This is a genomic window from Grimontia sp. NTOU-MAR1 (assembly GCF_035758505.1).
In the GTDB taxonomy this organism is placed as follows: domain Bacteria; phylum Pseudomonadota; class Gammaproteobacteria; order Enterobacterales; family Vibrionaceae; genus Enterovibrio; species Enterovibrio marinus.
This window is the reverse complement of sequence record NZ_CP142108.1, coordinates 3130924-3153529: the sequence shown is the minus strand read 5'-3', so window position 1 is coordinate 3153529 and position 22606 is coordinate 3130924. Positions and strand designations below refer to the sequence as shown.

The following is a 22606-nucleotide window of genomic DNA, read 5'->3' as shown; positions in this document are numbered from 1 at the left end:
CTAACCATCCACATTGGGGACTGACACCGTGAAATTCACAGTGTCTGAGATTGAACTATCACTTTTCAGTGACGCAGTAATTGAGACTTCAACCGTTTGGGCTTTATTAGTGGAGCCAACACTTTGCAGGAAAGAACGTTTGAAGCTTAGAGATTCTATAGATAGGCGTTCAAAGGTCATATCTCGCCAGTAGCCGCTTTCACATGTCCAGTTCGCCAACGCATCCCAGTTTTCATAAATCTCGATGACAGGATTATTCCGACTGTCTTTACCCAGCCGATACCCTTTTGCATCATCCTTATCTAGAGCCATAGCGCCTGAACGTTTGTCGTGGTTGTAAGCGAAACGAATACACTCTCCGTCTTCAACCTTAGATGCACTGTCATCAATCAATATTGAGGACGAGGCCCCGCCACCATCTGGGCGAATAAAAGGATTCACTGAAGTACAGTCATAACAAAAACCTGCGCGGGCAATTTCATTCTTCATCGTGTCTGCAATGATGTTTAGCTGCGTCCTCAGAAAGTCATTTTGAAGCTGCTTAGTGCCAAATTCTGTATTGACGGTAAATATTGCCAGTGCCGAAGCAAGCACAATTAAGCTGACCGTCATCCCTACCATCATTTCAACAAGCGTGTAGCCAAAACTTCGCTTCATGATGAACAGGACTCCCAGCCCGTAACCGTTGGGTTGCTGCAAGCTTTAAGACCAACATATTGGCGAATCAAAATCCCAGACTCTTTTCCGGTTTCATTACCGTGAGCTAGCTTGACTGTCTTGTTCGTCGACGGGAGACCATTGATAGAAGAAAAATGGAAAAGCTTCATTGGGTCAGTCGCTTCTGGTTCCTGCACATTCACTTGGGCCCCAATTTCCAGAATAACCTTTTGCAACCCTTCGTTATCGGTACAACTAAAATGGGTTACTTCAGACTTTTCACTGAGCCCAATACAGCCGTTATCCGTTTCACTTGAAGGCACATAATGCACATAGATATTGCGATGGCGTCGCAGGGATTCCGATTGCCCAACTTCCAGGACCGAAAGTAATTGGGTGGCCTTATTTTCTACAACAGCCGCTTTATGAGAAGACACATAGGTTGGCACAGCTACCGCTGTGACGACTGCCAATACAGACACCGTCGTTATCATTTCAATTAAGCTAAATCCGCGCTGTAGATTCCAATATCTCACAACAAATTCCTTTAGCGTTTGCTGTACCTTGTTTCCATACTATCAACGGCGATACCGTAGATCTCTGGAATTAAAACGAATTTTACGCATAGCGAACCAAAAAATGACGCTGAGAACTAAGACATTACATTTAGGTATGACGTTGCTCGAAATCTTGATAGCAATTGCGATTATCGGTGCCATTGCAACGATTGCTGTACCAGCGGTAGGGGAATACCTAGTCAAATCAGAACGTAGCCGAGTCCAAGTAGATTTGTACCAATTACAGACACATGCGGAGCAAACATTTACCGCAACAGGTAGCTATCCAACTGATACAACACTTGTGTGTACAAAGTGCCAAGTCTCAGATGAATACAATTTTTCTATCACCACAGGCGGCTCAGGTAGTGATGTGTATAAAATCAAAGCCACTCCGAAGACGACTTCAAGACAAGACAAAGATACTGACTGCCACACCATGGTTATCAATGCCGCTTCAGAGCAGTACAACTTCAAAAAAGATGGAAGTACCATAGCTAACAACGGTGATTGCTGGACATAAAAAAACCGGCGGATTCGCCGGTTTTTCGTTTTTCTCTTACTGACTGTTAACTGGTCAGATCGTCAAAGAATTTCTTCACGCCATCGAAGAAGCCTTCTGATTTAGGCTTGTGCTTTTTCGCGGCACTGCCCCCCAATGATTCTTCGAATTCGCGCAGCAGCTCTTTCTGTTTGCTGCTGAGGTTAACCGGCGTTTCTACTACCAGTTTACAGATCAAGTCACCAAGGCCACCGCCACGCACTGACTGTACACCTTTGCCACGCATTCGGAACATGCGGCCAGTTTGAGTTTCAGGTGGTACTTTCAGGCTGACACGACCATCCAGCGTTGGCACTTCTACTTCGCCGCCCAATGCAGCCATCGTGAAGCTGACTGGTACTTCACAGTACAAGTTGTTGCCATCACGGGTGAAAATGTGGTGGTCACGTACATGCACCTGTACATAGAGATCGCCTGCTGGTGCACCAAACTCACCGGCTTCGCCTTCACTTGTCAGACGGATACGGTCTCCCGTGTCTACGCCCGCAGGGATTTTTACACTAAGGGTCTTGGTCTTCTGAACACGGCCTTGGCCATGACAGCTGTCACAAGGATCTTTAATGATTTTGCCGCGACCGTGACAGGTTGGACAGGTTTGCTGTACTGCAAAGAAACCCTGACGCATTTGTACCTGACCGGCACCATGACAGGTTCCACATGTTTGTGGGGATGAACCTGGTTTCGCACCGCTGCCACCACATGGGTCACAGCTTACGTAAGTTGGGACATCAATCTCTTTAGTCACACCACGGACTGCTTCTTCTAAAGAAAGCTCCATGTTGTAGCGAAGGTCTGCGCCACGCTGGGCACGGGCCTGACCGCCACGGCGACCACCACCAAAGATGTCGCCAAACACGTCACCAAAGATATCGCTGAAGTCTGCGCCGCCACCGAAGCCGCCGCCACCACCCATTCCACCTTGTTCAAAGGCTGCATGGCCGTATTGGTCGTAAGCTGCGCGTTTTTGATCGTCTGTGAGGATTTCGTACGCCAGCTTCACTTCTTTAAATTTCTCAGCTGCCGTTTCATCACCTGGGTTTTTATCCGGGTGGTACTTCATCGCAAGACGCTTGTACGCCTTTTTGATGTCACGCTCACTAGCGTCGCGGCTTACGCCAAGCACTTCATAAAAATCACGATTTGACATGTTTTGCTTGTCACCTGCTTCTATACCGGGCAAAAAAGTTAGCCCCGTATCATACAACTACGGGCGAAGGAGAAAATCCTCCTGCGCCCGTGCGAAATAAAAACGGTTAAATCTTTCGATTCAGGTCTTGCTGTTTTTCAGTCACAAGACCTGTTTCTGGGAAGTTATCCGATCTTATTTTTTGTCGTCTTTTACTTCTTCAAACTCAGCATCAACAACGTCGTCGTCTTGCTTAGTTTGCTCTGCACCGGCGTCTTGAGCTTGCGAAGCTTGCGCTTGCTGCTGAGCCACTTCCATCAGCTTCTGAGATGCTGCAATTAGTGCCTGCACTTTTGCGTCGATAGCTTCTTTATCTTCGCCTTTACGTGCTTCTTCCAGCTCGCTGATTGCTGCTTCGATCTTCTCTTTCTCGTCAGCTGGCAGTGTGTCGCCTGCTTCTTCAATTTGCTTGCGAGTACCGTGAACCATTTGGTCAGCTTGGTTGCGCGCAGACGCCAGTTCTTCGAACTTCTTGTCGGCTTCTTTGTTCGCTTCCGCTTCCTGAACCATTTTCTCGATTTCGTCGTCGCTCAGACCACCAGATGCCTGGATAGTGATCTTCTGCTCTTTACCTGTGCTCTTGTCTTTTGCAGACACGTGCAGGATACCGTCAGCATCTAGGTCGAAGACAACTTCGATTTGTGGCATGCCACGTGGTGCTGCGTTGATGCCTTCCAAGTTGAATTGACCCAGAGACTTGTTGTACGTCGCCTGCTTACGCTCACCTTGCAGCACATGAATCGTTACTGCACTTTGGTTGTCTTCAGCAGTAGAGAACACTTGGTTCGCCTTAGTAGGGATGGTGGTATTCTTCTCGATGAGCTTAGTCATCACGCCGCCCATGGTTTCGATACCCAGAGACAGTGGCGTTACGTCCAGCAGCAGAACGTCTTTCACGTCACCTGCCAGTACACCGCCCTGAACCGCTGCACCAACTGCAACTGCTTCGTCAGGGTTCACGTCTTTACGTGCTTCTTTGCCAAAGAATTCAGCAACTTTCGCCTGAACCATTGGCATACGAGTCTGACCACCAACCAGGATTACGTCGTTGATGTCGTTAACAGACAGGTCTGCGTCAGCCAGTGCTACTTTCAGTGGCTCCAGTGAACGTTGAACCAGATCTTCTACGAGTGATTCCAGTTTCGCACGGGTCACTTTAACGTTCATATGCTTAGGACCAGTCGCATCTGCAGTGATGTATGGCAGGTTTACATCAGTTTGCTGCGCAGAAGACAGTTCAATCTTCGCTTTCTCAGCTGCTTCTTTCAGACGCTGCATTGCCAGTGGATCTTTACGAAGGTCGATGCCTTGGTCTTTTTTGAACTCGTCAACCAGATAGTTGATCATGCGGTTGTCGAAGTCTTCACCACCCAAGTGAGTGTCACCGTTGGTTGCCAGTACTTCGAACGTCTTCTCTCCGTCAACTTCGTCAATCTCGATGATAGAGATATCGAAAGTACCACCACCGAGGTCGTAAACTGCGATAGTACGGTCACCACCTTGCTTGTCTAGGCCGTAAGCCAGTGCAGCAGCAGTTGGTTCGTTGATAATACGTTTAACTTCCAGACCCGCGATGCGGCCAGCGTCTTTAGTCGCCTGGCGCTGTGCGTCGTTGAAGTACGCAGGTACTGTGATAACTGCGCCAGTGACTTCCTCACCCAGGAAGTCTTCTGCAGTTTTCTTCATTTTCTTCAGGACTTCAGCTGAAACCTGAGGAGCTGCCATTTTCTGGCCTTTAGCTTCTACCCATGCATCGCCGTTGTCAGCCTTAACGATTTTGTAAGGCATGATTTCAATATCACGCTGAACTTCTTCGTCTTCGAAGCGACGACCGATCAGTCGTTTGATAGCAAACAGCGTGTTTTCTGGGTTGGTCACTGCCTGACGTTTTGCTGGCTGACCTACCAGAGTTTCACCGTCCTGGGTGTACGCGATGATTGATGGCGTTGTGCGATCGCCCTCTGCGTTTTCGATTACGCGTGGCTTGTCACCGTCCAGTACTGCTACACATGAGTTGGTAGTACCCAAGTCGATACCAATGATCTTACCCATTTGGTTTTCTCCGAAAATTCGTCTTACGTCTATGTTGCGTTAACCCATATATGGGGGTCGCGGTTTAGGGTTCAACCCTGCACAAGAAAAATTTTTAAATTTTCTTTTTGATGCACCTTAAATAAGGGCGACTTATTGACTTTCAAGGCCTGAAATGAAAAAAACCCGCAAAAAGCGGGTTTTTCCTTAAATTCGGTCTTATGCCTGTTCGTTCACGTTACCAGCAGCGGCTTTTGAAACCATTACCATGGCAGGGCGAACAACACGACCATTCAGTTCATAGCCTTTCTGCATCACAAACATCACGGTATTTGGCTCGTGATCTGCGCTTTCCTGAATAGACATTGCCTGATGGAATTCTGGGTTGAACGATTCGCCGTGTGGGTTCAACTCTTTAAGGCCGAATTTTTCCACTGCATCTTTCATGGTCTTCAGCGTTAGCTCAACGCCTTCGATCATCGGCTTGAGGGCGTCATTTTCTTTGTCCGCCATCTCTACTGCGCGTTCCATGTTGTCGATAACAGGAAGCAGTTCGTTCGCGAAACGCTCCAGAGCAAATTTACGCGCTTTGTCGATTTCCTGCTCGGTACGACGACGCATATTTTCAATATCTGCGCGAGCGCGCAGTACGCTGTCTTGTTGCTCTTTCACTGTCGCTTCACTTGCTTCAAGTGCAGCTTCAAGCTCAGTGATCCGGCTAATCATTGCATCAGTTTCAGCATCAAGGGCATTTTCTTCAGCCTGTGCTTCCACTGCTTCGATTTGCAATTCTTCTTCCTGGATCTTGTTTTCTTCTTTGCTCATGCTCTCTCCGACACAATACACTGTGTTGAACCCCAAAAATCTCAAGGATTGGGGCATCAATCTCGACGGTTTTGCTTATTATGGGGATGAATGGTCACGTTTCAAGGTGTCTCTTGCCGCAATGCACGACAAGTGTAGGGCAATCACTTATACTCAAGCCACTAAACTGTGCAGGATCAATAAGATGTCAAAGCGTTTTAACACTATAGCTTTGGTAGGAAAACCGCGAAATCCAGAAGCGGTAGCAACCCATGAAAGCCTGTATCACTGGCTGACCAAACAAGGTTACCGCACATTGGTCGACAATCGTCTCGACAATTACCTCGATATTCCCGCGGATGATTTCCACGATTTGCTTTCGCTGGGCGCAAAAGCCGATTTGGCGATTGTGATTGGTGGTGATGGCAACATGCTGGGCGCAGCCCGTGTTCTTTCACGTTTTGATATTTCCGTTATCGGTGTCAACCGTGGCAATCTCGGCTTTTTGACCGATCTCGATCCCGATGAATACGAAGACGCTCTAATATCGGTGTTATCTGGTGAGTACATCGAAGATCATCGCTTCCTGCTTGAAGCAGAGGTGCACCGTCATGGACAGGTGAAAAGCCACAATGCGGCGCTTAACGAAGCAGTGCTTCACCCTGGGCAAGTCGCCCACATGATCGAATTTGAAGTCTATATCGACGACAACTTCGCCTTCTCTCAGCGTTCTGACGGCATCATCATTTCGACACCAACGGGCTCAACGGCTTACAGCCTTTCCGGTGGTGGTCCTATCCTGTCGCCGAGCATCGATGCGATTTCACTCGTTCCTATGTTCCCGCATACCCTTTCCAGCCGTCCTTTGGTCGTCGACGCTAAGCGCCACATTAAGCTTGTGGTTTCACCGGATAACGGCAGCACCTTGGAAGTGAGTTGTGACAGTCAGGTGTCTTTGCCTGTTAATCCGGGGGATGAAGTACACATCTATAGAAGCCCTTCACTGTTGAAGCTTATCCATCCTAAAAATTACAGCTACTACAAAACGTTGCGAACTAAATTGGGCTGGTCAAGCAAACTCTTCTGATAAAGCAGAAGAACATTGTTCATGAAAAGAGTGGATTAGGCTGCTCTTTTTTATTTTCACCACTCTCACCGCTCGTTTTTTAACTCGCATCACAATTTCATCTCGAATTCATACCTGATCATCTTTACTGTATACAAACACAGTATATACTGTACAAAACAACAGGTGATGATAAATACAGGTATAGGCTCATGCTGGCACACATCACAATTCAAAACTTTGCCATTGTTAAAGCACTCGAACTCGACTTCCAACAAGGAATGACCACCATTACTGGCGAGACCGGTGCAGGTAAATCCATCGCTATTGATGCTCTGGGTTTGTGTCTGGGCGATCGCGCAGATGCTTCTATGGTTCGTCCTGGTGAGGAAAAAGCCGAAATCGTGGTGCTCTTCCAACTCCAGAACAATCCTGCCGCGAGACGCTGGCTGGAAGACAATGAGTTGGTCGATGGTGATGAGTGCATTCTACGACGTGTGATCACCAAAGAGGGGCGTTCACGCGCCTTCATTAATGGCAGCCCTGTACCAGCCTCCCAGCAAAAAGCACTCGGGCAGCACCTTATCAATATTCATGGTCAGCACGCCCATCAGCTTTTGATGAAAAACGATTATCAACTGACATTGCTCGACCAATATGCCGGTCATCAAAACCTGCTCGCTACAATGCGCCAACGTTATCAAGACTGGCGTGCCGCACGAAACGAGCTCAAGCAGTTAGAAAAGAACAAAGAAGCGTTCGAAGCCCAACGCCAACTATTAGAATATCAGGTTAACGAGCTCAATGAATTGGCGTTAGGTGAAACCGAATATCCAGAACTGGAAGCGGAGCATAAGCGCCTCTCCAACTGTGGCGACATTGCGATTTGTAGCCAAAGCGTCCTGCAGGCATTAAGTGAAGATGATGAAAACAACGCAATGCAGTTGTTGCAGTTTGCCCAGCAGAAGCTTGCCGAACTCGCCGAGATGGATAGCCGTTTTAACGATCTAACACAGATGTTGGACGAAGCTTGTATTCAAGTTCAGGAAACCAGCCATGAGATCTCAAGCTATATGGATAGTGTGGATATGGATCCTGCGCGCCTGAGCTATTTGGATGAGCGCATGGCGACCATAATGCGTCTTTCCCGTAAACATCAGGTTTCTCCTGAAGAGCTTTTCACTTCCCATCAGTCTCTGGTGAATGACCTTGAAAACCTCAATGACAGCGATAACCAGATTGAACAGCTTGCCGCACAAGTCGAACTGAAGCACCAAGCTTGTCTAGCAGCAGCGGAAAAACTCAGTAAGAGCCGTAAACGTTATGCCAAAGAACTGGATAAACTGATTTCTGCCAGCATGCATGAACTCAGTATGCAAAACGGCAAATTCCATATTGCACTGGATAGCCAACCAGAAAGTCATTTGTCACCGCTGGGCTTCGACAGTATCGAGCTTTTGGTTTCCACCAACCCAGGCCAGCCAATGCAAGCGTTGGGGCGCGTGGCATCCGGTGGTGAGCTTTCCCGTATTTCTCTTGCGATCCAGGTTATTACTGCGCAGAAAGTCGATACCCCAAGCCTTATCTTCGATGAAGTGGATGTGGGTATCAGTGGTCCAACGGCAGCCATCGTCGGTAAACTGCTTCGTAAGCTAGGTGAATCAACTCAAGTGATGTGTGTAACACACTTGCCGCAAGTTGCTGGCTGCGGTCATCAGCAAATGTTCGTGACGAAAGCCAGCGAGAAAGGAAAAACCACTACCAGCATGATCCCGCTGGATACTCAGTCCCGCGTTCAGGAACTGGCACGACTGCTCGGTGGCAGCGAAATTACTGAACATACACTCGCCAACGCTAAAGAACTACTTATTGCGGCATAGGGACTGTTAGCCTGAAGAGAAAGAAACTTTTCCCTAATAGCACGGTCGAACAAGCAAGTTGAGACAAGAGTTTTTACTTCTCTCACTTGCTTGTTTATCATCGTCCCCTATTTTGGAAATGAAGTAAGAAGTCATGCGTTGGAAACACATCGTTGCGGCATCCCTTGTTCTAGCTAGCCTCTCAGGCTGCTCTTGGGTTAACAAGCTGGTTTATCGCATAGATATTAACCAGGGAAATTACATCGACCAAACTGCGGTCGAAGAGCTCAAATTTGGTATGACTAAAGAGCAGGTTAAGTTCTTACTTGGTCAACCTATGCTGGTTGAGTCTGGTTATCCGAATACTTGGTATTTTGTTCAATACCTGAAGCCTGGGCACGATGCTCCAGAGCAGAAAGAACTGATCCTTTCTTTTGATAATAGTGGTCAATTGGTGGGTCTAAAAGGTGACTACCAGCCAGGATCCGGATTTTTCGAAGTTGTTCGCTAAACACAAAATTTAATCGCCAGAATCAAAAAACCCGCTAGTTGCGGGTTTTTTATTGCATGAAAACATCAAGCGATTGCTTGCTCTAAACGCTATTTCAGCATCTTTTCCAACTGTTCTTTATTGGTATGACGGATGTCTTTACCTTTCACAAAGTAAATAATGTATTCGCAAATGTTTTGGCATCTATCGCCCACCCGCTCAATGGCTCGAGCTGACCACATGACTTTCAGAACATTAGGAATAGAACGCGGGTCTTCCATCATGTAAGTCATCAACTGACGCAGAATCGCTTCGTATTCTTTATCCAGATGGTCATCGCTGTGATACACCTTCATCGCCGCATCAACATCCATTCGTGCAAAAGCATCCAACACATCATGCAGCATACGTGCAGCTTTATGGCCCAGGTTTTCCAGTGACACTAAAAACGGTTGTTGATGATTGGAAAAATTATCTAACGCCATCTTCGCAATACTGTCCGCAACGTCACCAATACGCTCAAGGTCGGTAATGGTTTTGATGATAGCTATCACCAAGCGTAAATCACCCGCTGTAGGTTGGCGTTTTGCAATGATTCGCGTGCAGGCTTCATCGATAGCGACTTCCATTGAGTTGACCTTATGGTCTTCACGGATCACCTGTTTTGCAAGCTCTACATCCTGATAATGCATCGCACGCAAAGCGTCAGTCAGCTGTCTCTCTACCAATCCACCCATCGCGAGCACATGGGTGCGGATAGCTTCCAGTTCAGCATTAAACTGACCTGAAATATGGCGACTGATATTTTGGTTGTCCATCATTTGCGTGCGTGTCCTTAGAGTCTGTTGACCTTTGGTGATTTAATTTTGTTCTAGCAAAAAGCGTTTTAGGCACGGCGAGGTGTTTGCCGCCTAGTGATTCTAAGCAAATACACCTTAACAAAGCATAAAACACTTTTGGCACTGGGCGCGAAGTCGAACCCGCTGGGCTGCGTTTATGGAGACTTTCTCCTGCGTTATCGGCCTCTCATGTAGGCTAGCTACACATCAAAGCCTCTACCTTGTATAAAGCCCCACAAACTGCTGCAAAAACCATCACCAAAGGCCAACAGACCCTAACCGTATCGGCCCGTGATGTAATCTTCGGTTTGCTTGTTTTTCGGTGTGGTAAACAGCGTGTCTGTGTCGGCGTATTCTACCAGTTTACCTAGGTTGATAAAGGCAGTTTGATCAGACACACGCGCAGCCTGCTGCATGTTGTGCGTCACGATAACGACCGTGTAGCGACGCTTGAGATCGTTGATCAGCTCCTCAATCGTGAGCGTCGAAATTGGATCTAGTGCCGATGTAGGTTCATCAAGCAAAAGGACTTCAGGTTCAATAGCGATAGCGCGGGCAATCACCAAACGCTGTTGCTGGCCACCAGACAAACCAAATGCGTTGTCGTGAAGGCGATCTTTCACCTCATCCCACAACGCTGCTGCTCGAAGCGAACGTTCAACTGCGTCGTCCAACGTACGAACGTTTTTCACACCTTGAAGTCGCAGGCCATAGATGACGTTTTCATAGATAGATTTGGGAAAAGGGTTCGGACGCTGGAACACCATTCCTACCTGACGTCGCAATGCTGGCACGTCGATTTGTTCATCATAAACATTGGAGCCATGGAGGAGAATTTCACCATCAACCTTACAGCCATCCACCAAGTCATTCATGCGGTTGATGCAGCGCAACAAAGTGGATTTACCACAACCAGATGGACCGATAAATGCCGTCACCTTGCCTTTGGGAATTCGCATATTGATATCGAACAATGCCTGAGTATTGCCGTAATACAGATTCAAATTTCGGATAACCAGCGCAGTCTGATCATCAGGAAGTGATGACAAATCGACTGGGCCTGGTAATCCAATGTTGGCATTGATAGATATCATTTCGTTGCGATGTCCTCTTAACGCTTAAATTTCTTGTTCCAGCGCGCGGTACTTTTCACGCAGGTGATTACGAATGGTGATAGCCGCCAAGTTCAGGCTGACAATGACAGTCACCAACAGTAAAGATGTGGCATAAACCAGTGGTCTTGCCGCTTCAATATTCGGGCTTTGGAAGCCAACATCGTAAACGTGGTAACCAAGGTGCATGAACTTTCTGTCGAGATGCAGAAAAGGAAAATTACCATCCAGTGGCAAGCTCGGCGCCACCTTGACGACCCCCACCAGCATCAACGGCGCCACTTCTCCTGCTGCCCGCGCAATTGCAAGTATCAATCCCGTCATAATAGCAGGACTCGCCATTGGCAAAACAATACGCCAGAGGGTTTCTGCCTGTGTAGCCCCCAAAGCCATCGAACCATGACGGACTGAGGTAGGAATGCGTGTAAGCCCCTCTTCGGTTGACACAATTACTACTGGCAAGGTCAGGATTGCTAAGGTGAGCGAAGACCATAAGATGCCCGGTGTACCGAATGTCGGATTCGGCAAAGTTTCCGAATAAAACAACGAGTCGATACTGCCACCCACGAAATAAACAAAAAAGCCCAGACCAAACACGCCGTATACGATAGAAGGTACGCCCGCAAGATTCACCACCGCAATGCGGATAATACGCGTGAAAGCATTCTTCCCTGCATATTCATGAAGGTAGACAGCAGCCAGAACGCCAAGTGGAGTCACCATGATGGACATCAGCAGAACCATCAACACGGTGCCAAAGATAGCAGGAAAAACACCACCTTCAGAGTTGGCTTCACGGGGGTTGTCAGTGACAAAGCTAGCTATCAGTCCTGCCCAGTGCGCGACTTTCTCTGGCCAGCTCATGTCATTGGGATACCATAGCCCCAACACATCATTCAACGCGATACGGACGTTGTCACCATAGCGGTCTTTAACAATAAGACTATCCAAAGAGAAATCCGCACGACGCTGCAAGAGTAATTCTTCAAGTGATTGGTAACGCAACTCCAAGGTGCCGATAGCATCCTGAATTTTTGCAGGAACCGCTTTTCCGCCACTCAGATAAGACGCTCTCTCTGTTTTCAGAGCATTGAGCTGATAGTTAACTTTTTCAATTTCTCGCTGCTCGATAGATGCAATCTCAGTACGTCGTATTTCAGCCAGGGTAATCTTCTGTTGGAAAAACTCGTGGGTAAGTGCGGAAGTGGTGACCTTTCCATTATCTAAATAGCCCTTCGGAAAACCGAAGAATGCACCATTTTCAGTGCGTTCAATGACTGCAAGGTCAGGATTAGCAACCTGAGATAGGATGTTTTGGTCCAGCACCGAAATGAAGTCATGCGCTTCACGCTCACGATTCGCCACCTTAATAAGCAGCCTCTGATGCTCTTCAAGCTGCTTGTCTTTGAGCTCAACACCGGCTTCTTTCAATTGACGGGAAGGAATAGACTCCACGCTGTAGATTTGTCCAAAAACAGTTTCCTCACCATGCGGCGTTTCAATTTTGAATTCATAAACAGGCGCTGGCCAGAAATACGCCAAGCCTTTCCAACCGATCAGAAGCATGACACCAAGCACTGCCACCAGACAAAGACTCACCATGCCGCCTGTCATCCACACCCATGGAGAACTGCTGTTTAATCGCTTAAACATGAGCAAGCTCCAAGCTGGATTGTTGAGTGGCTAATGCATTACAACGCACGGTATTTCTCTCGTAGCTGTTGGCGAACAAATTCCGCCACAGTGTTAAACAGGAACGTAAATGAAAACAGAATAAAGGCAGTCAGGAACAACACGCGATAATGCGAGCTACCTACTTCAGATTCCGGCATTTCTACCGCAATATTAGCTGACAAGGTTCGAAGTCCTTCGAAAGGATTCCACTCCATTAAAGGCGTATTACCCGTCGCCATCAAGACAATCATAGTCTCACCCACAGCGCGACCAAGCCCCATCATCACTGCAGAAAAAATACCTGGGCTTGCCGTTAGCAAGACAACACGGGTCAATGTTTGCCAATGAGTCGCACCCAAAGCGAGCGAACCATTAGTCAGATGGCTGGGCACAGAGAAAATCGCATCTTCAGCAATGGTAAAAATGGTTGGGATCACAGCAAATCCCATCGCCAAGCCTACTACGATGGCATTGCGCTGATCGAAGTTCACTCCCAGCACATCAGTAACAAACACGCGGCTATCACCGCCCATAAAGGCAGTTTCAACCCAAGGCCCCAGCTGGAAAGCTAGGTATCCCAGAATAAGAATGAGCGGAACCAGCACAAATAAATGCCCTCCAGGTGGCAGCATTTTACGGATCGAGCGCGGCAATGAGCTCCAAACAATTGCAGTCAGCAGGAATGAAGCCGGCATGGCGACAAAAATTAGAAATACTGCAGGTAAATGGTTTTCAACAATCGGTGCGAGCCACAGGCCAGCGAGGAAGCCCAAAATAACTGTGGGCAAGGCTTCCATGATTTCGATAGTCGGTTTTACCACTTTACGCAGCCCAGAAGGCATAAAGTAAGCAGTATAAATCGCACCACCAACTGCCAATGGAATAGCAAAAAGCAGCGCATAAGCAGCTACTTTGATAGTACCGAAAACAACAGGAACAACACTGAGTTTCCCCTCGAAAGACTCACTACCAGAGGTGGACTGCCAGACAAAGTCCGGTTCGCCATAACCTTCATACCAAATACGGTTCCACAGTGAGCGGATATTCACGTCTGGATGCGCATTGTCTACATCCACTAGTGTCAGGGTCTTACTTTTTTCTACCAGAAGGCGGTCTGCACGTGGTGAGAAACCTAGCGTATCAATCTGGCCAGCAATTGCCGGTAACTCAAAACTGTCCTGTGTTTCACTTGGCGCATGCCACAGTGTTAATTCTCCGTCCGGCGTTAGGTTGGCAAATACATTGCGATGAGGCTCTACGGCGAGATATCCGTCCTGAGTATCAAACTCACGCACCATTGTCAGAGAGCGCTCGCCAGACTTCACCACATCAAACCATTGGGTCAGCCTGCCATCGTCTAGACGAACCATGAGTGAGTGTCCGCCAGCCAGCCAAGTCATAGATACCGGCAGCGCACCAGTCACAAGTTCAATATCTACAGATTCTCGTAAATCGATTCTACGATCTGATATCGAGTACACATTGAGCTTATTACCAACCATCTCAAACAGCTTTCGACCACGGGGAGCAATCAAAACGTTTGCATCAGGACTGGTCGGCACCGCTGCATGCAAAACTTCATTTCCGTCTCGCTCAATGACAATGTTCAGCCAGTACCCCGCTATACCCGCAATTACACGGTCTTTCTGACGCAGTGCAAAAGAAAGACTGGAAACGGGCAAGCCATTGCTCAGTTTGACGGTATCAAGACGTTGGATATCCGGCGTGATGGTTCTTTTACCCTCAGCATAGTGCGACAAAAAACGAAGGCGCTGGAAACTCACTGTGCCATCTTTGAGTCCATAGGCACTTACACCAGCATAAGCCTGTGAAGCATAAAAACTGGTTGGAGACTTAGCGAGCTGTTCCCGGACGACCATGCCCCCCTCTCCTTCCAAAGAGAAAACGGAGAGAAACCCATTGTCAGAGTAGCGAAAACCAAGTTGATTATTGTCGTCCATACCCAATTGAACGGCGGGACTTTCAAAGCCAAGGTCGAAAGTGCCATCAAGTTCTACAGATGGACTTTTGAATAAGGGAAAAACCACGTACGCGAGGTAGAAAAAAATCAACAGCAATGCCAACAAAACAGCAATGCCACCTCCCGTCACGGAAAGGCGCGCAAGTCTGTCTTTGAAACGCCGCCGGGTATCTCCCTGAGTCAGCGCATGTGTGGCGTTTGCCATTGGTACCTCATTTTTTGGTTAAGCGACTCATAATATTTCTTTTTAATGACATAAATGTGACAGTCTAAAAATCGAGGCAAGTTAAGCCCATGAAATAAAAGTGTAATAAAACATGTTTAGCCTCCTGTAACGTTGATGTGAGGCATAGTTCGGAAGCAGCTGCTCCTGCGGGGGGTAGACACGGTTTTAAAACCACCCTAATAATGATCATTCCCCCCGCTGTTGACGCAAAGGATCGACCATGAAGCAGTTAGTAATCACCCTCATCGGCACGGATCGTCCAGGCCTGGTAGAAACACTCTCTGACACTGTATTCCAGCATCACGGAAGCTGGCAAGCCAGTAGCCTTAGCAAACTTGCGGGCAAGTTTGCTGGTATTGTTCAGATTGATATTAAAGAAGAAAATGTCAATGCGCTGACAGACGCGCTAAATAACATTCCTGATCTTAACGTTCTTATCGCTGAAGCTGCACATCAAGCAGAAACGGATACCACGACTCACACCCTTTCAGTCACAGGTAACGATCGCCCTGGCATCGTTCAAGAAGTGACAAGGGAAATCGCCAAGTTTGGTATCAACATCAACAATCTGGAAACCAATGCAGAAAGCGCAGCTAATTTTGGCGGCGTGATTTTTAAAGCAGAGTTTGATCTCGACATCGTCAACAACATCTCACTGGATGATCTTGGAGAGGCTCTTGAAGGGCTGTCTGATGACCTGATCGTGGAGTTTGACGAAAGCGACATTTAATTGAGGAAAGGGGAAAAATGAGCGCGGATACGCTTTACGTAGACAAAGAATTAAGTTGGCTGTCTTTTAACGAAAGGGTACTTCAGGAAGCTGCAGACAAAAACGTTCCTATCATCGAACGTGTGCGATTTCTCGGTATCTTCTCCAGCAATCTGGATGAGTTCTACCAAGTCCGGTTTGCTGACGTAAAGCGCCGTATCCTGATCAATGAGGAGCAAGGGGGTGACAGTAAAGCCAAGGAGCTCCTCAACAAAATTCAGGACAAAGTCCTTAAGCTCAACCAGGATTTTGACCACCTCTATAACGACATCTTGCTCGAAATGGCACGTCGCCATATCTTTTTGGTTAATGAGAAACAATTAACGGAATACCAGCAAAACTGGCTGAAAAGACACTTCGTCAGCAATCTGCTTCCACACATCACCCCAATTATTCTCACCGACGACATGGACGTACTCTCTTTCCTCAAAGATGCGTACTCTTACCTTGCCGTCGAGCTGAAAAAAGAGGGGCAGAAGACACGTTATGCCCTCATCGAGATCCCGACAGATGAAATCGAGCGCTTTATCAAGGTGCCGGAACCCAAAGGCAAACGCCGCCGCAAAACCATCATCCTACTCGATAACATCATTCGCTTGTGTCTTGATGAGATTTTCAGTGGACTTTTCGATTACGATAGTGTCGAAGCCTATGCCATGAAAATGACCCGTGACGCAGAATATGACCTGACCAATGAAGTTGACCACAGCCTGCTTGAGAACATGTCAGACAGTCTGGATCAGCGTTTAACGGCCCTTCCAGTGCGTTTCGTATACCAGCGTGACATGCCTCAGGATATGGTGAAACATATTCTGGACATGCTGAAAATCTCTGATTATGACAGCGTGCTACCTGGCGCCCGTTACCATAATTTCAAAGACTTTATCGGCTTCCCGAATGTCGGGATGAAGTATCTAGAGAACCCACCTCTGCCGCCGATCGAATCTGCTGACTTCACTACCAAGGTCAATGCGTTTGAAGCCATACGCCAGCGTGATGTACTGCTCTACTATCCCTACCACACATTCCGCCATATGACGGAGCTAGTGCGTCAGGCTTCCTTTGATCCCAAAGTACGCAGCATTCGCATCAATATTTACCGCGTGGCGAAAAATAGCCGCATCATCAACTCTATGATTGATGCTGCAAATAACGGAAAACGCGTCACCGTTGTGGTAGAACTTCAGGCGCGCTTTGATGAAGAAGCCAATATCGAATGGGCTCGTGTGTTGACCGATGCCGGCGTAAAAGTGGTCTTTGGTACCCCTGGGCTCAAAATTCACTCCAAGTTATGCCTTATCTCCCGTCGTGAAGAGGATGGGCTTCGCGAATATGCCCATATAGGCACAGGTAACTTCCACGAAAAAACAGCACGTATCTACACCGACTTTTCTTTGTTTACTGCTGATAAGTCCATCACAACGGAAGTACGTAAGGTATTCAACTTTATTGAGAACCCTTATAAGCCAGTTAAGTTTTCGCATCTGATTGTCTCGCCGCGTAATTCACGTACACGCATCTATCGCTTGATTGAGCGGGAAATAGAGCATGCAAAGAACCGGCAGAAAGCCGGTATTACACTCAAGGTGAACAACCTGGTTGATAAAGGTTTGGTGGACTTACTTTACAAAGCGAGCAATGAAGGCGTGAAAATCCGCATCATTGTGCGTGGTATGTGCTCGCTTATCCCTGGCGTAAGAGGCCTCAGCAATAACATTAAAGTCATCAGTATTGTTGACCGTTTCCTTGAGCACCCACGAGTATTCACTTTTGAAAACGGTGGTGATCGTGATGTCTATATCTCCTCAGCTGATTGGATGACCCGTAACATCGATAACCGAATCGAAGTGGCTGCCCCTATCAAAGACGAACGCCTGAAGCAGCGGATCATGGATATTCTTGAGCTTCAGTTTGCAGACCGTGCCAAAGCACGAGTTATTGATAAAGACATGTCCAACGCTTACGTTAAACGCGGAAATCGCAAAAAAGTACGTTCACAAATCGAGATTTATGATTACCTTAAACAAGTAGAACGTGCAGAAAAACGGCAAGCGAGCAAACAAAAGAATGAATGATACAACCCCGGCTGAGAAGCCAAGGGAAATTGCAGCAATAGATTTAGGTTCCAATAGCTTCCACATGGTCGTTGCCCGCGTTGTCGGGCAAGGCCTCCAAATCATCAGCCGCCACAAACAACGTGTGCGGCTGGCATCAGGACTCGACGACTATCTCAACCTCGATAACGCCGCCATCAATCGTGGTGTGGAATGCTTAGCCATGTTCGCAGAACGCCTTCAAAGTTTCGATGAAGCTAACGTTCGCGTTGCTGCAACCTTTACCCTACGTGAAGCAAGAAATAGCCATATCTTTGTGCAACGCGCACGTAATGTCTTCCCCTACCCGATTGAAATCATCCCCGGCGTGGAAGAAGCACGTCTGATTTACCTCGGTGTCAGCCACACTCAACCTGGTGACAGCCGAAAACTGGTGGTAGACATTGGTGGGGGCAGTACTGAGCTTGTGATTGGCAAAGGCTTTAGTCCGACACTCACCAACAGTAAACATATGGGTTGTGTCAGCTATACCCATCGCTTTTTCAAAGATGGACAAATTTCCACCAAACGCTTTGCTCAAGCCCAGCTCGCGGCAGAGCTGAAGTTAGAAAGTATCGCCAAGCAATACAAGGATTGCGGCTGGGGAGAAGCCGTAGGTTCCTCTGGTACCATCAAAGCCATTCGTGAAGTCTTGATTGCCAGTGGGCACGACGATGGCATCATCACCCGCAAGCGGTTGGATGGCTTAATTGAGCAGGTACTGCAGGTAAAGGCAGCCAGCGAGCTTAAGCTACCCGGATTAACAGAAGACAGACAACCCGTCTTTGCCGCAGGTCTTGCAATTCTCTCCGGTGTGTTCCATGCACTGAGCATTGAGAAGATGGTGTATTCCGATGGCGCTCTTCGTGAAGGGCTTTTATACGACATGGAAGATCGCTTCCAGCACAGTGACATTAGAAGCCGCACCGCAGCAGATCTTGCTGAGCGTTACCATATCGATAGACAGCACGCCGAAAACGTCCAGCAAACCGCAGAAGGTTTTTATCTTCAGGCAGAGCCAAAACTTGGTCCCAAGAAAGCAGAATTGGCTATCTTGCTGAGTTGGGCAGCGCTACTGCATGAAGTTGGCTTGAGTATCTCGCACTCAGGCTTCCACAAACACTCTGCGTACATTCTGCAAAACACCAACTTGCCAGGTTTTAATCAGGAACAACAAACCGTATTGGCTACCCTGACCCGTTTCCATCGTAAGTCACTGAAGCTTGAGGAAATGCCTGAGTTCACCCTGTTTAAGACCAAGCAAATTCATCCACTCATCCGCTCTTTACGCCTCGCTTGTGTGCTCAATGTGCAACGTAGCGGCGAGCTGATGCCAGAGGTGAAGCTCCACGCCAAGGACGATTGCTGGTCATTGACTTTCCCTGAAAATTGGCTGAACCAGAACACCTTGTTGGCGGCTGATCTGGAAGCGGAACAAGCTTACTGGGCTTCAGTGGGTTGGAAACTTGATGTGAGCGCTTAGTGCCACTCAACGGACTCGAAAGCTTGAAAACAGAAACGGTGCTCATCACACCGTTTTTTATAACCCTAGTTCTTTGAGCTGCTCATCAATTATACCATCCGGTAAAGGGACGAAGCCCTCTGCGCCTACAAGCGCTTGTCCTTGACGAGAAAGGATCAGCTTGATGAATTCAGCCTCCATATTGGCAAGAGGCTTATCCGGCACTTTGTTGACATAAACGTAGAGGTAACGCGAAAGCGGATAAACCCCTGATATCACATTATCGACAGTGGCATAAACCTGCTCACCTTCCACATCGAGTGGCAACACCTTTGCCCCCGCAGTACGATACCCAACGCCAGCATATCCAATCGCATTAAGCGACGAGCTTACCGACTGGACGACTGAGGCTGATCCTGGCTGCTCATTGACATCTGCACGAAAGTCCCCGTCACACAGTGCCTCATCTTTGAAAAAGCCATAGGTACCCGACACCGAATTACGACCAAATAGCTGAATACTACGTTTCTTCCAGCTTCCTGGGAGACCCAGTTGTCCCCACTTTTCAATACGTTCGTTCGCGCCACAACGCAGGGTCTGGGAAAACAACGCATCGACTTGCACCATGTTCAGAGCATCAAGCGGGTTGTCTTGATGAACAAATATCGCCATCGCATCAATCGCGACCTTAATCGCCGTAGGTGGATAGCCGTATCTTCGCTCAAACAGTTCAATTTCGCGCGGACGCATTTCGCGGCTCATAGTGCCAAACTGCGCCGTCGCCTCAATCAAAGCGGGTACCGCAGTAGAAGATCCAGAAGTCTGGATTTGGACATTCACACTCGGGTAATGTTTTTTGAACAGCACACCCCATTGAGTGACCAAGTTAGCCAAGGTGTCTGAACCGACCGTCGACAGGTTACCTGAGACATTATCTACACGATGGTATAGAGGTAGATGATCGTCAGCGGCAGCAGGTGCCGCCACTAAAAGGAGTCCAATCAGGGTCAAAGCCCGTTTCAGCATGCCAGACGCTCCGGAAGAGTAAACGAGAACGTACTACCCTGTCCCACCTTACTTTTGATTTCAAGCTCGGACTCATGATGATTCAGCGCATGCTTCACAATGGCCAAGCCAAGGCCACTGCCGCCAGTTTCGCGCGATCGCGCTTTATCAACGCGGTAGAAGCGCTCGGTCAGTCTATCGATATGTTGAGGTGCAATACCTTCACCACTATCAATCACCTCCAATCGTGGCCCTTTACGGGATTTGAACCATCGAACTTTAATTTTAGCGCTGGCTGGCGTGTGTTTCACCGCGTTATACACCAGATTGGAAATGGCGCTGCGAAGCTGATCTTCATCGCCCAACACTTTTAACGAATGATCGATTTCAAACTCAAAGTCATGCGCCTGGTCACCACTGAGTGTCTGCGCTTCTTTTTCCAACACATCGAGCATTGCTGGCACATCGACTTTCTGATCCAGCGCGATCTTCACACTCGCCTCAATTTTCGACAGGGTCAGAAGCTGTTCCACCAAACCTTCCATTCGGGTCAACTGCTCGGTCATCACGCCGTGGGCTTTACCCCACATAGGCCCCACCAGCATCTCCGGATCTTCAGACATTTCCAGATAGCCGCGCAGTACCGTCATTGGCGTACGAAGTTCATGAGATACGTTGGCGAAGAAGTTGCGGCGCATACCTTCGAGCTGTTTAAGCTGGGTAATATCACGCACCACCATTAGATACTCACCTTCGGCATAAGGCATGGTACGAAATTCGAGGGTTTTCGATGCGTGCAAGGTCGAACGCATTTCAAACGGTTCACCCAGTTCCGCGCGGCTCAGGTACTCAATAAACTCCGGCGTACGGATCAGGTTGGCAATGTACTGACCGGCATCGTCCGGCATACGGAAGCCCAGTAGCTCCTGCGCCAGCTTGTTACACCAAACAATCGAGCCGTCGTGCTCAAACACTACGACCGCATCGGGCAGAGATTCTGCACCATTGCGGAAACGGCGGATAAGATTGGCAAGCTCTTTACGACGACGACGGTTACGCTTTTGCAGACGGTAGATACCGTTAAACAACGGCGTCCAGCTTCCTGAACCGGTTGGCGGTGTCAGACTACGTTCTTTCCAAAGCCAGTCAGAGAGTTTGAGTTGGTGGTAGAAGTTCCACAGCAACACCAAAACCGTTGCCAATAGCAACAACCAAGGCAGACCGCCAAAGAACCAGCCTATGAGAAACCAGGGTAGATAAAAAAAAGCCAGCTCAAGAGCCAGCTTTTTCCAGGTAAGTCTTTCGACCATCAATGTCTCCACGATGCCACCCGGTGGCCTTCGGATGACCTATGACAATAATGCGTTATCAGGTGCGCGTTGAGAAACGGTAGCCTGCGCCACGAACCGTTTGTACCAGTTTGTCGTGACCGTCTTCTTCCAGCGCTTTTCTTAAACGACGAATATGCACGTCAACGGTACGATCTTCAACATAAACGTTAGTGCCCCAAACGTTATTAAGAAGTTGCTCACGACTATAAACACGCTCTTGGTGGGTCATGAAAAAGTGCAACATCTTAAATTCGGTTGGACCCATTTCCAGCGGTTTTTCGTTTGAAGTGACGCGGTGCGATACAGGATCAAGCTTCAGACCATGCACATCAATCACGTCATCCAGCGACGTTGGTGATACGCGACGCATCACGGCTTTCAGGCGCGCCATCAGCTCTTTTGGTGAGAAAGGCTTGGTGATGTAATCATCCGCGCCGACTTCCAAACCGCGAACTTTATCTTCTTCCTCGCCACGCGCTGTGAGCATCACAACTGGGATTTGGCGGGTCAGTTCATCACGCTTGAGATGTTTGATCAGGTTGATCCCCGAGCCGCCTGGCAGCATCCAGTCCATCAGGATCAGTTCAGGGTAAGGCTCGCAGATTTTTTCCAGAGCACTGTCATAATCTTCTGCTTCTACGGCCTGATAACCTTTTTGTTCCAGTACGAAACACAACATCTCGCGAATAGGTGCTTCATCTTCGACAACAAGTATCCGTCTTACCATTTTTCCATACCCAGTTAGAGTGGTTTATTTGTATTTCTTGGACGCCATTATGTGATTCTATTATGACAGTTTTGTGACCTTTCGCGAGGTTTGGCGCGGGAGGTAACCAGATACTGCCTTTTAATCCAGATATTTACTGACTATTTTTCACCCGCCCAACCTACTGGACACGGCG

The 22606-nt window shown here is 48.1% G+C and carries 19 protein-coding genes; 7 read left to right on the top strand and 12 right to left on the bottom strand.

Annotated elements, in window-relative coordinates:
- Complete coding sequence (locus tag VP504_RS14670) at positions 1-657, bottom strand: PilW family protein (protein WP_325891824.1); 657 nt, start codon at positions 655-657, stop codon at positions 1-3.
- A complete protein-coding gene (locus tag VP504_RS14665; RefSeq protein ID WP_325891823.1) occupies positions 654-1193 on the bottom strand; it encodes a pilus assembly FimT family protein in 540 nt (179 codons plus the stop codon). The genes VP504_RS14670 and VP504_RS14665 overlap by 4 nt, the downstream gene beginning before the upstream one ends.
- A 103-nt stretch (positions 1194-1296) precedes the next feature.
- Here VP504_RS14665 and VP504_RS14660 point away from each other — a divergent pair, with 103 nt between their 5' ends.
- Positions 1297-1737, top strand: coding sequence for a type IV pilin protein (locus tag VP504_RS14660; RefSeq protein WP_325891822.1), 441 nt, complete (start codon positions 1297-1299; stop codon positions 1735-1737).
- Positions 1738-1783: 46 nt separating this feature from the next.
- Here the strand turns inward: VP504_RS14660 and dnaJ are convergent, their stop codons facing one another.
- From dnaJ to grpE, 3 genes are all read right to left on the bottom strand, one after another.
- On the bottom strand, positions 1784-2923 hold the full coding sequence (gene dnaJ / locus VP504_RS14655) for a molecular chaperone DnaJ (RefSeq protein WP_325891820.1): 1140 nt from the start codon (positions 2921-2923) through the stop codon (positions 1784-1786).
- A 174-nt stretch (positions 2924-3097) separates the two neighbouring features.
- Complete coding sequence (gene dnaK / locus VP504_RS14650; protein WP_325891819.1) at positions 3098-5014, bottom strand: molecular chaperone DnaK; 1917 nt, start codon at positions 5012-5014, stop codon at positions 3098-3100.
- 198 nt (positions 5015-5212) lie between these two features.
- Complete coding sequence (gene grpE, locus VP504_RS14645) at positions 5213-5818, bottom strand: nucleotide exchange factor GrpE (RefSeq protein WP_325891817.1); 606 nt, start codon at positions 5816-5818, stop codon at positions 5213-5215.
- Positions 5819-6002: 184 nt separating this feature from the next.
- Between grpE and nadK the strand changes: the two genes are divergently transcribed.
- The 3 genes from nadK to bamE all read left to right on the top strand — a co-directional run bounded on the left by nadK (position 6003) and on the right by bamE (position 9233).
- On the top strand, positions 6003-6884 hold the full coding sequence (gene nadK, locus VP504_RS14640; protein WP_325891816.1) for an NAD(+) kinase: 882 nt from the start codon (positions 6003-6005) through the stop codon (positions 6882-6884).
- 191 nt (positions 6885-7075) lie between these two features.
- On the top strand, positions 7076-8743 hold the full coding sequence (gene recN / locus VP504_RS14635) for a DNA repair protein RecN (RefSeq protein ID WP_325891815.1): 1668 nt from the start codon (positions 7076-7078) through the stop codon (positions 8741-8743).
- Between the two features lie 133 nt (positions 8744-8876).
- Positions 8877-9233, top strand: a complete 357-nt coding sequence (gene bamE, locus VP504_RS14630; RefSeq protein WP_325891814.1) for an outer membrane protein assembly factor BamE — start codon at positions 8877-8879, stop codon at positions 9231-9233.
- A gap of 89 nt (positions 9234-9322) precedes the next feature.
- On the opposite strand, the gene phoU is transcribed toward bamE, so the two are convergent.
- The 4 genes from phoU to VP504_RS14610 all read right to left on the bottom strand — a co-directional run bounded on the left by phoU (position 9323) and on the right by VP504_RS14610 (position 15023).
- Positions 9323-10030 carry a phosphate signaling complex protein PhoU gene (gene phoU, locus VP504_RS14625; RefSeq protein WP_062713494.1) on the bottom strand — a complete coding sequence of 236 codons (708 nt, stop codon included), beginning with the start codon at positions 10028-10030 and terminating at the stop codon, positions 9323-9325.
- 296 nt (positions 10031-10326) lie between these two features.
- A complete protein-coding gene (gene pstB / locus VP504_RS14620; protein ID WP_325891813.1) occupies positions 10327-11145 on the bottom strand; it encodes a phosphate ABC transporter ATP-binding protein PstB in 819 nt (272 codons plus the stop codon).
- 24 nt (positions 11146-11169) lie between these two features.
- Positions 11170-12816, bottom strand: a complete 1647-nt coding sequence (gene pstA, locus VP504_RS14615; protein ID WP_325891812.1) for a phosphate ABC transporter permease PstA — start codon at positions 12814-12816, stop codon at positions 11170-11172.
- A gap of 38 nt (positions 12817-12854) precedes the next feature.
- A complete protein-coding gene (locus tag VP504_RS14610; protein ID WP_325891811.1) occupies positions 12855-15023 on the bottom strand; it encodes an ABC transporter permease subunit in 2169 nt (722 codons plus the stop codon).
- Positions 15024-15264: 241 nt separating this feature from the next.
- Between VP504_RS14610 and VP504_RS14605 the strand changes: the two genes are divergently transcribed.
- The 3 genes from VP504_RS14605 to ppx are packed head-to-tail and all read left to right on the top strand — an operon-like array spanning position 15265 to position 19389.
- Complete coding sequence (locus VP504_RS14605; RefSeq protein WP_325891810.1) at positions 15265-15774, top strand: glycine cleavage system protein R; 510 nt, start codon at positions 15265-15267, stop codon at positions 15772-15774.
- 17 nt (positions 15775-15791) lie between these two features.
- A complete protein-coding gene (gene ppk1, locus VP504_RS14600; RefSeq protein ID WP_325891808.1) occupies positions 15792-17888 on the top strand; it encodes a polyphosphate kinase 1 in 2097 nt (698 codons plus the stop codon).
- On the top strand, positions 17881-19389 hold the full coding sequence (gene ppx, locus VP504_RS14595; protein ID WP_325891806.1) for an exopolyphosphatase: 1509 nt from the start codon (positions 17881-17883) through the stop codon (positions 19387-19389). The genes ppk1 and ppx overlap by 8 nt, the downstream gene beginning before the upstream one ends.
- Before the next feature lie 57 nt (positions 19390-19446).
- Here ppx and VP504_RS14590 read toward each other — a convergent pair whose 3' ends face one another.
- Genes VP504_RS14590 through phoB form a run of 3 tightly spaced genes read right to left on the bottom strand, consistent with a single transcriptional unit; the run spans position 19447 to position 22431 of the window.
- The gene (locus VP504_RS14590; RefSeq protein ID WP_325891805.1) at positions 19447-20394 is read right to left on the bottom strand and encodes a PstS family phosphate ABC transporter substrate-binding protein; all 948 of its coding nucleotides are present in this window, start codon (positions 20392-20394) and stop codon (positions 19447-19449) included.
- The gene (gene phoR / locus VP504_RS14585; protein WP_002535665.1) at positions 20388-21683 is read right to left on the bottom strand and encodes a phosphate regulon sensor histidine kinase PhoR; all 1296 of its coding nucleotides are present in this window, start codon (positions 21681-21683) and stop codon (positions 20388-20390) included. Before phoR ends, VP504_RS14590 begins: the two co-directional genes overlap by 7 nt.
- 58 nt (positions 21684-21741) lie before the next feature.
- The gene (gene phoB / locus VP504_RS14580) at positions 21742-22431 is read right to left on the bottom strand and encodes a phosphate regulon transcriptional regulator PhoB (protein WP_002535663.1); all 690 of its coding nucleotides are present in this window, start codon (positions 22429-22431) and stop codon (positions 21742-21744) included.
- Positions 22432-22606: the final 175 nt, after the last annotated feature.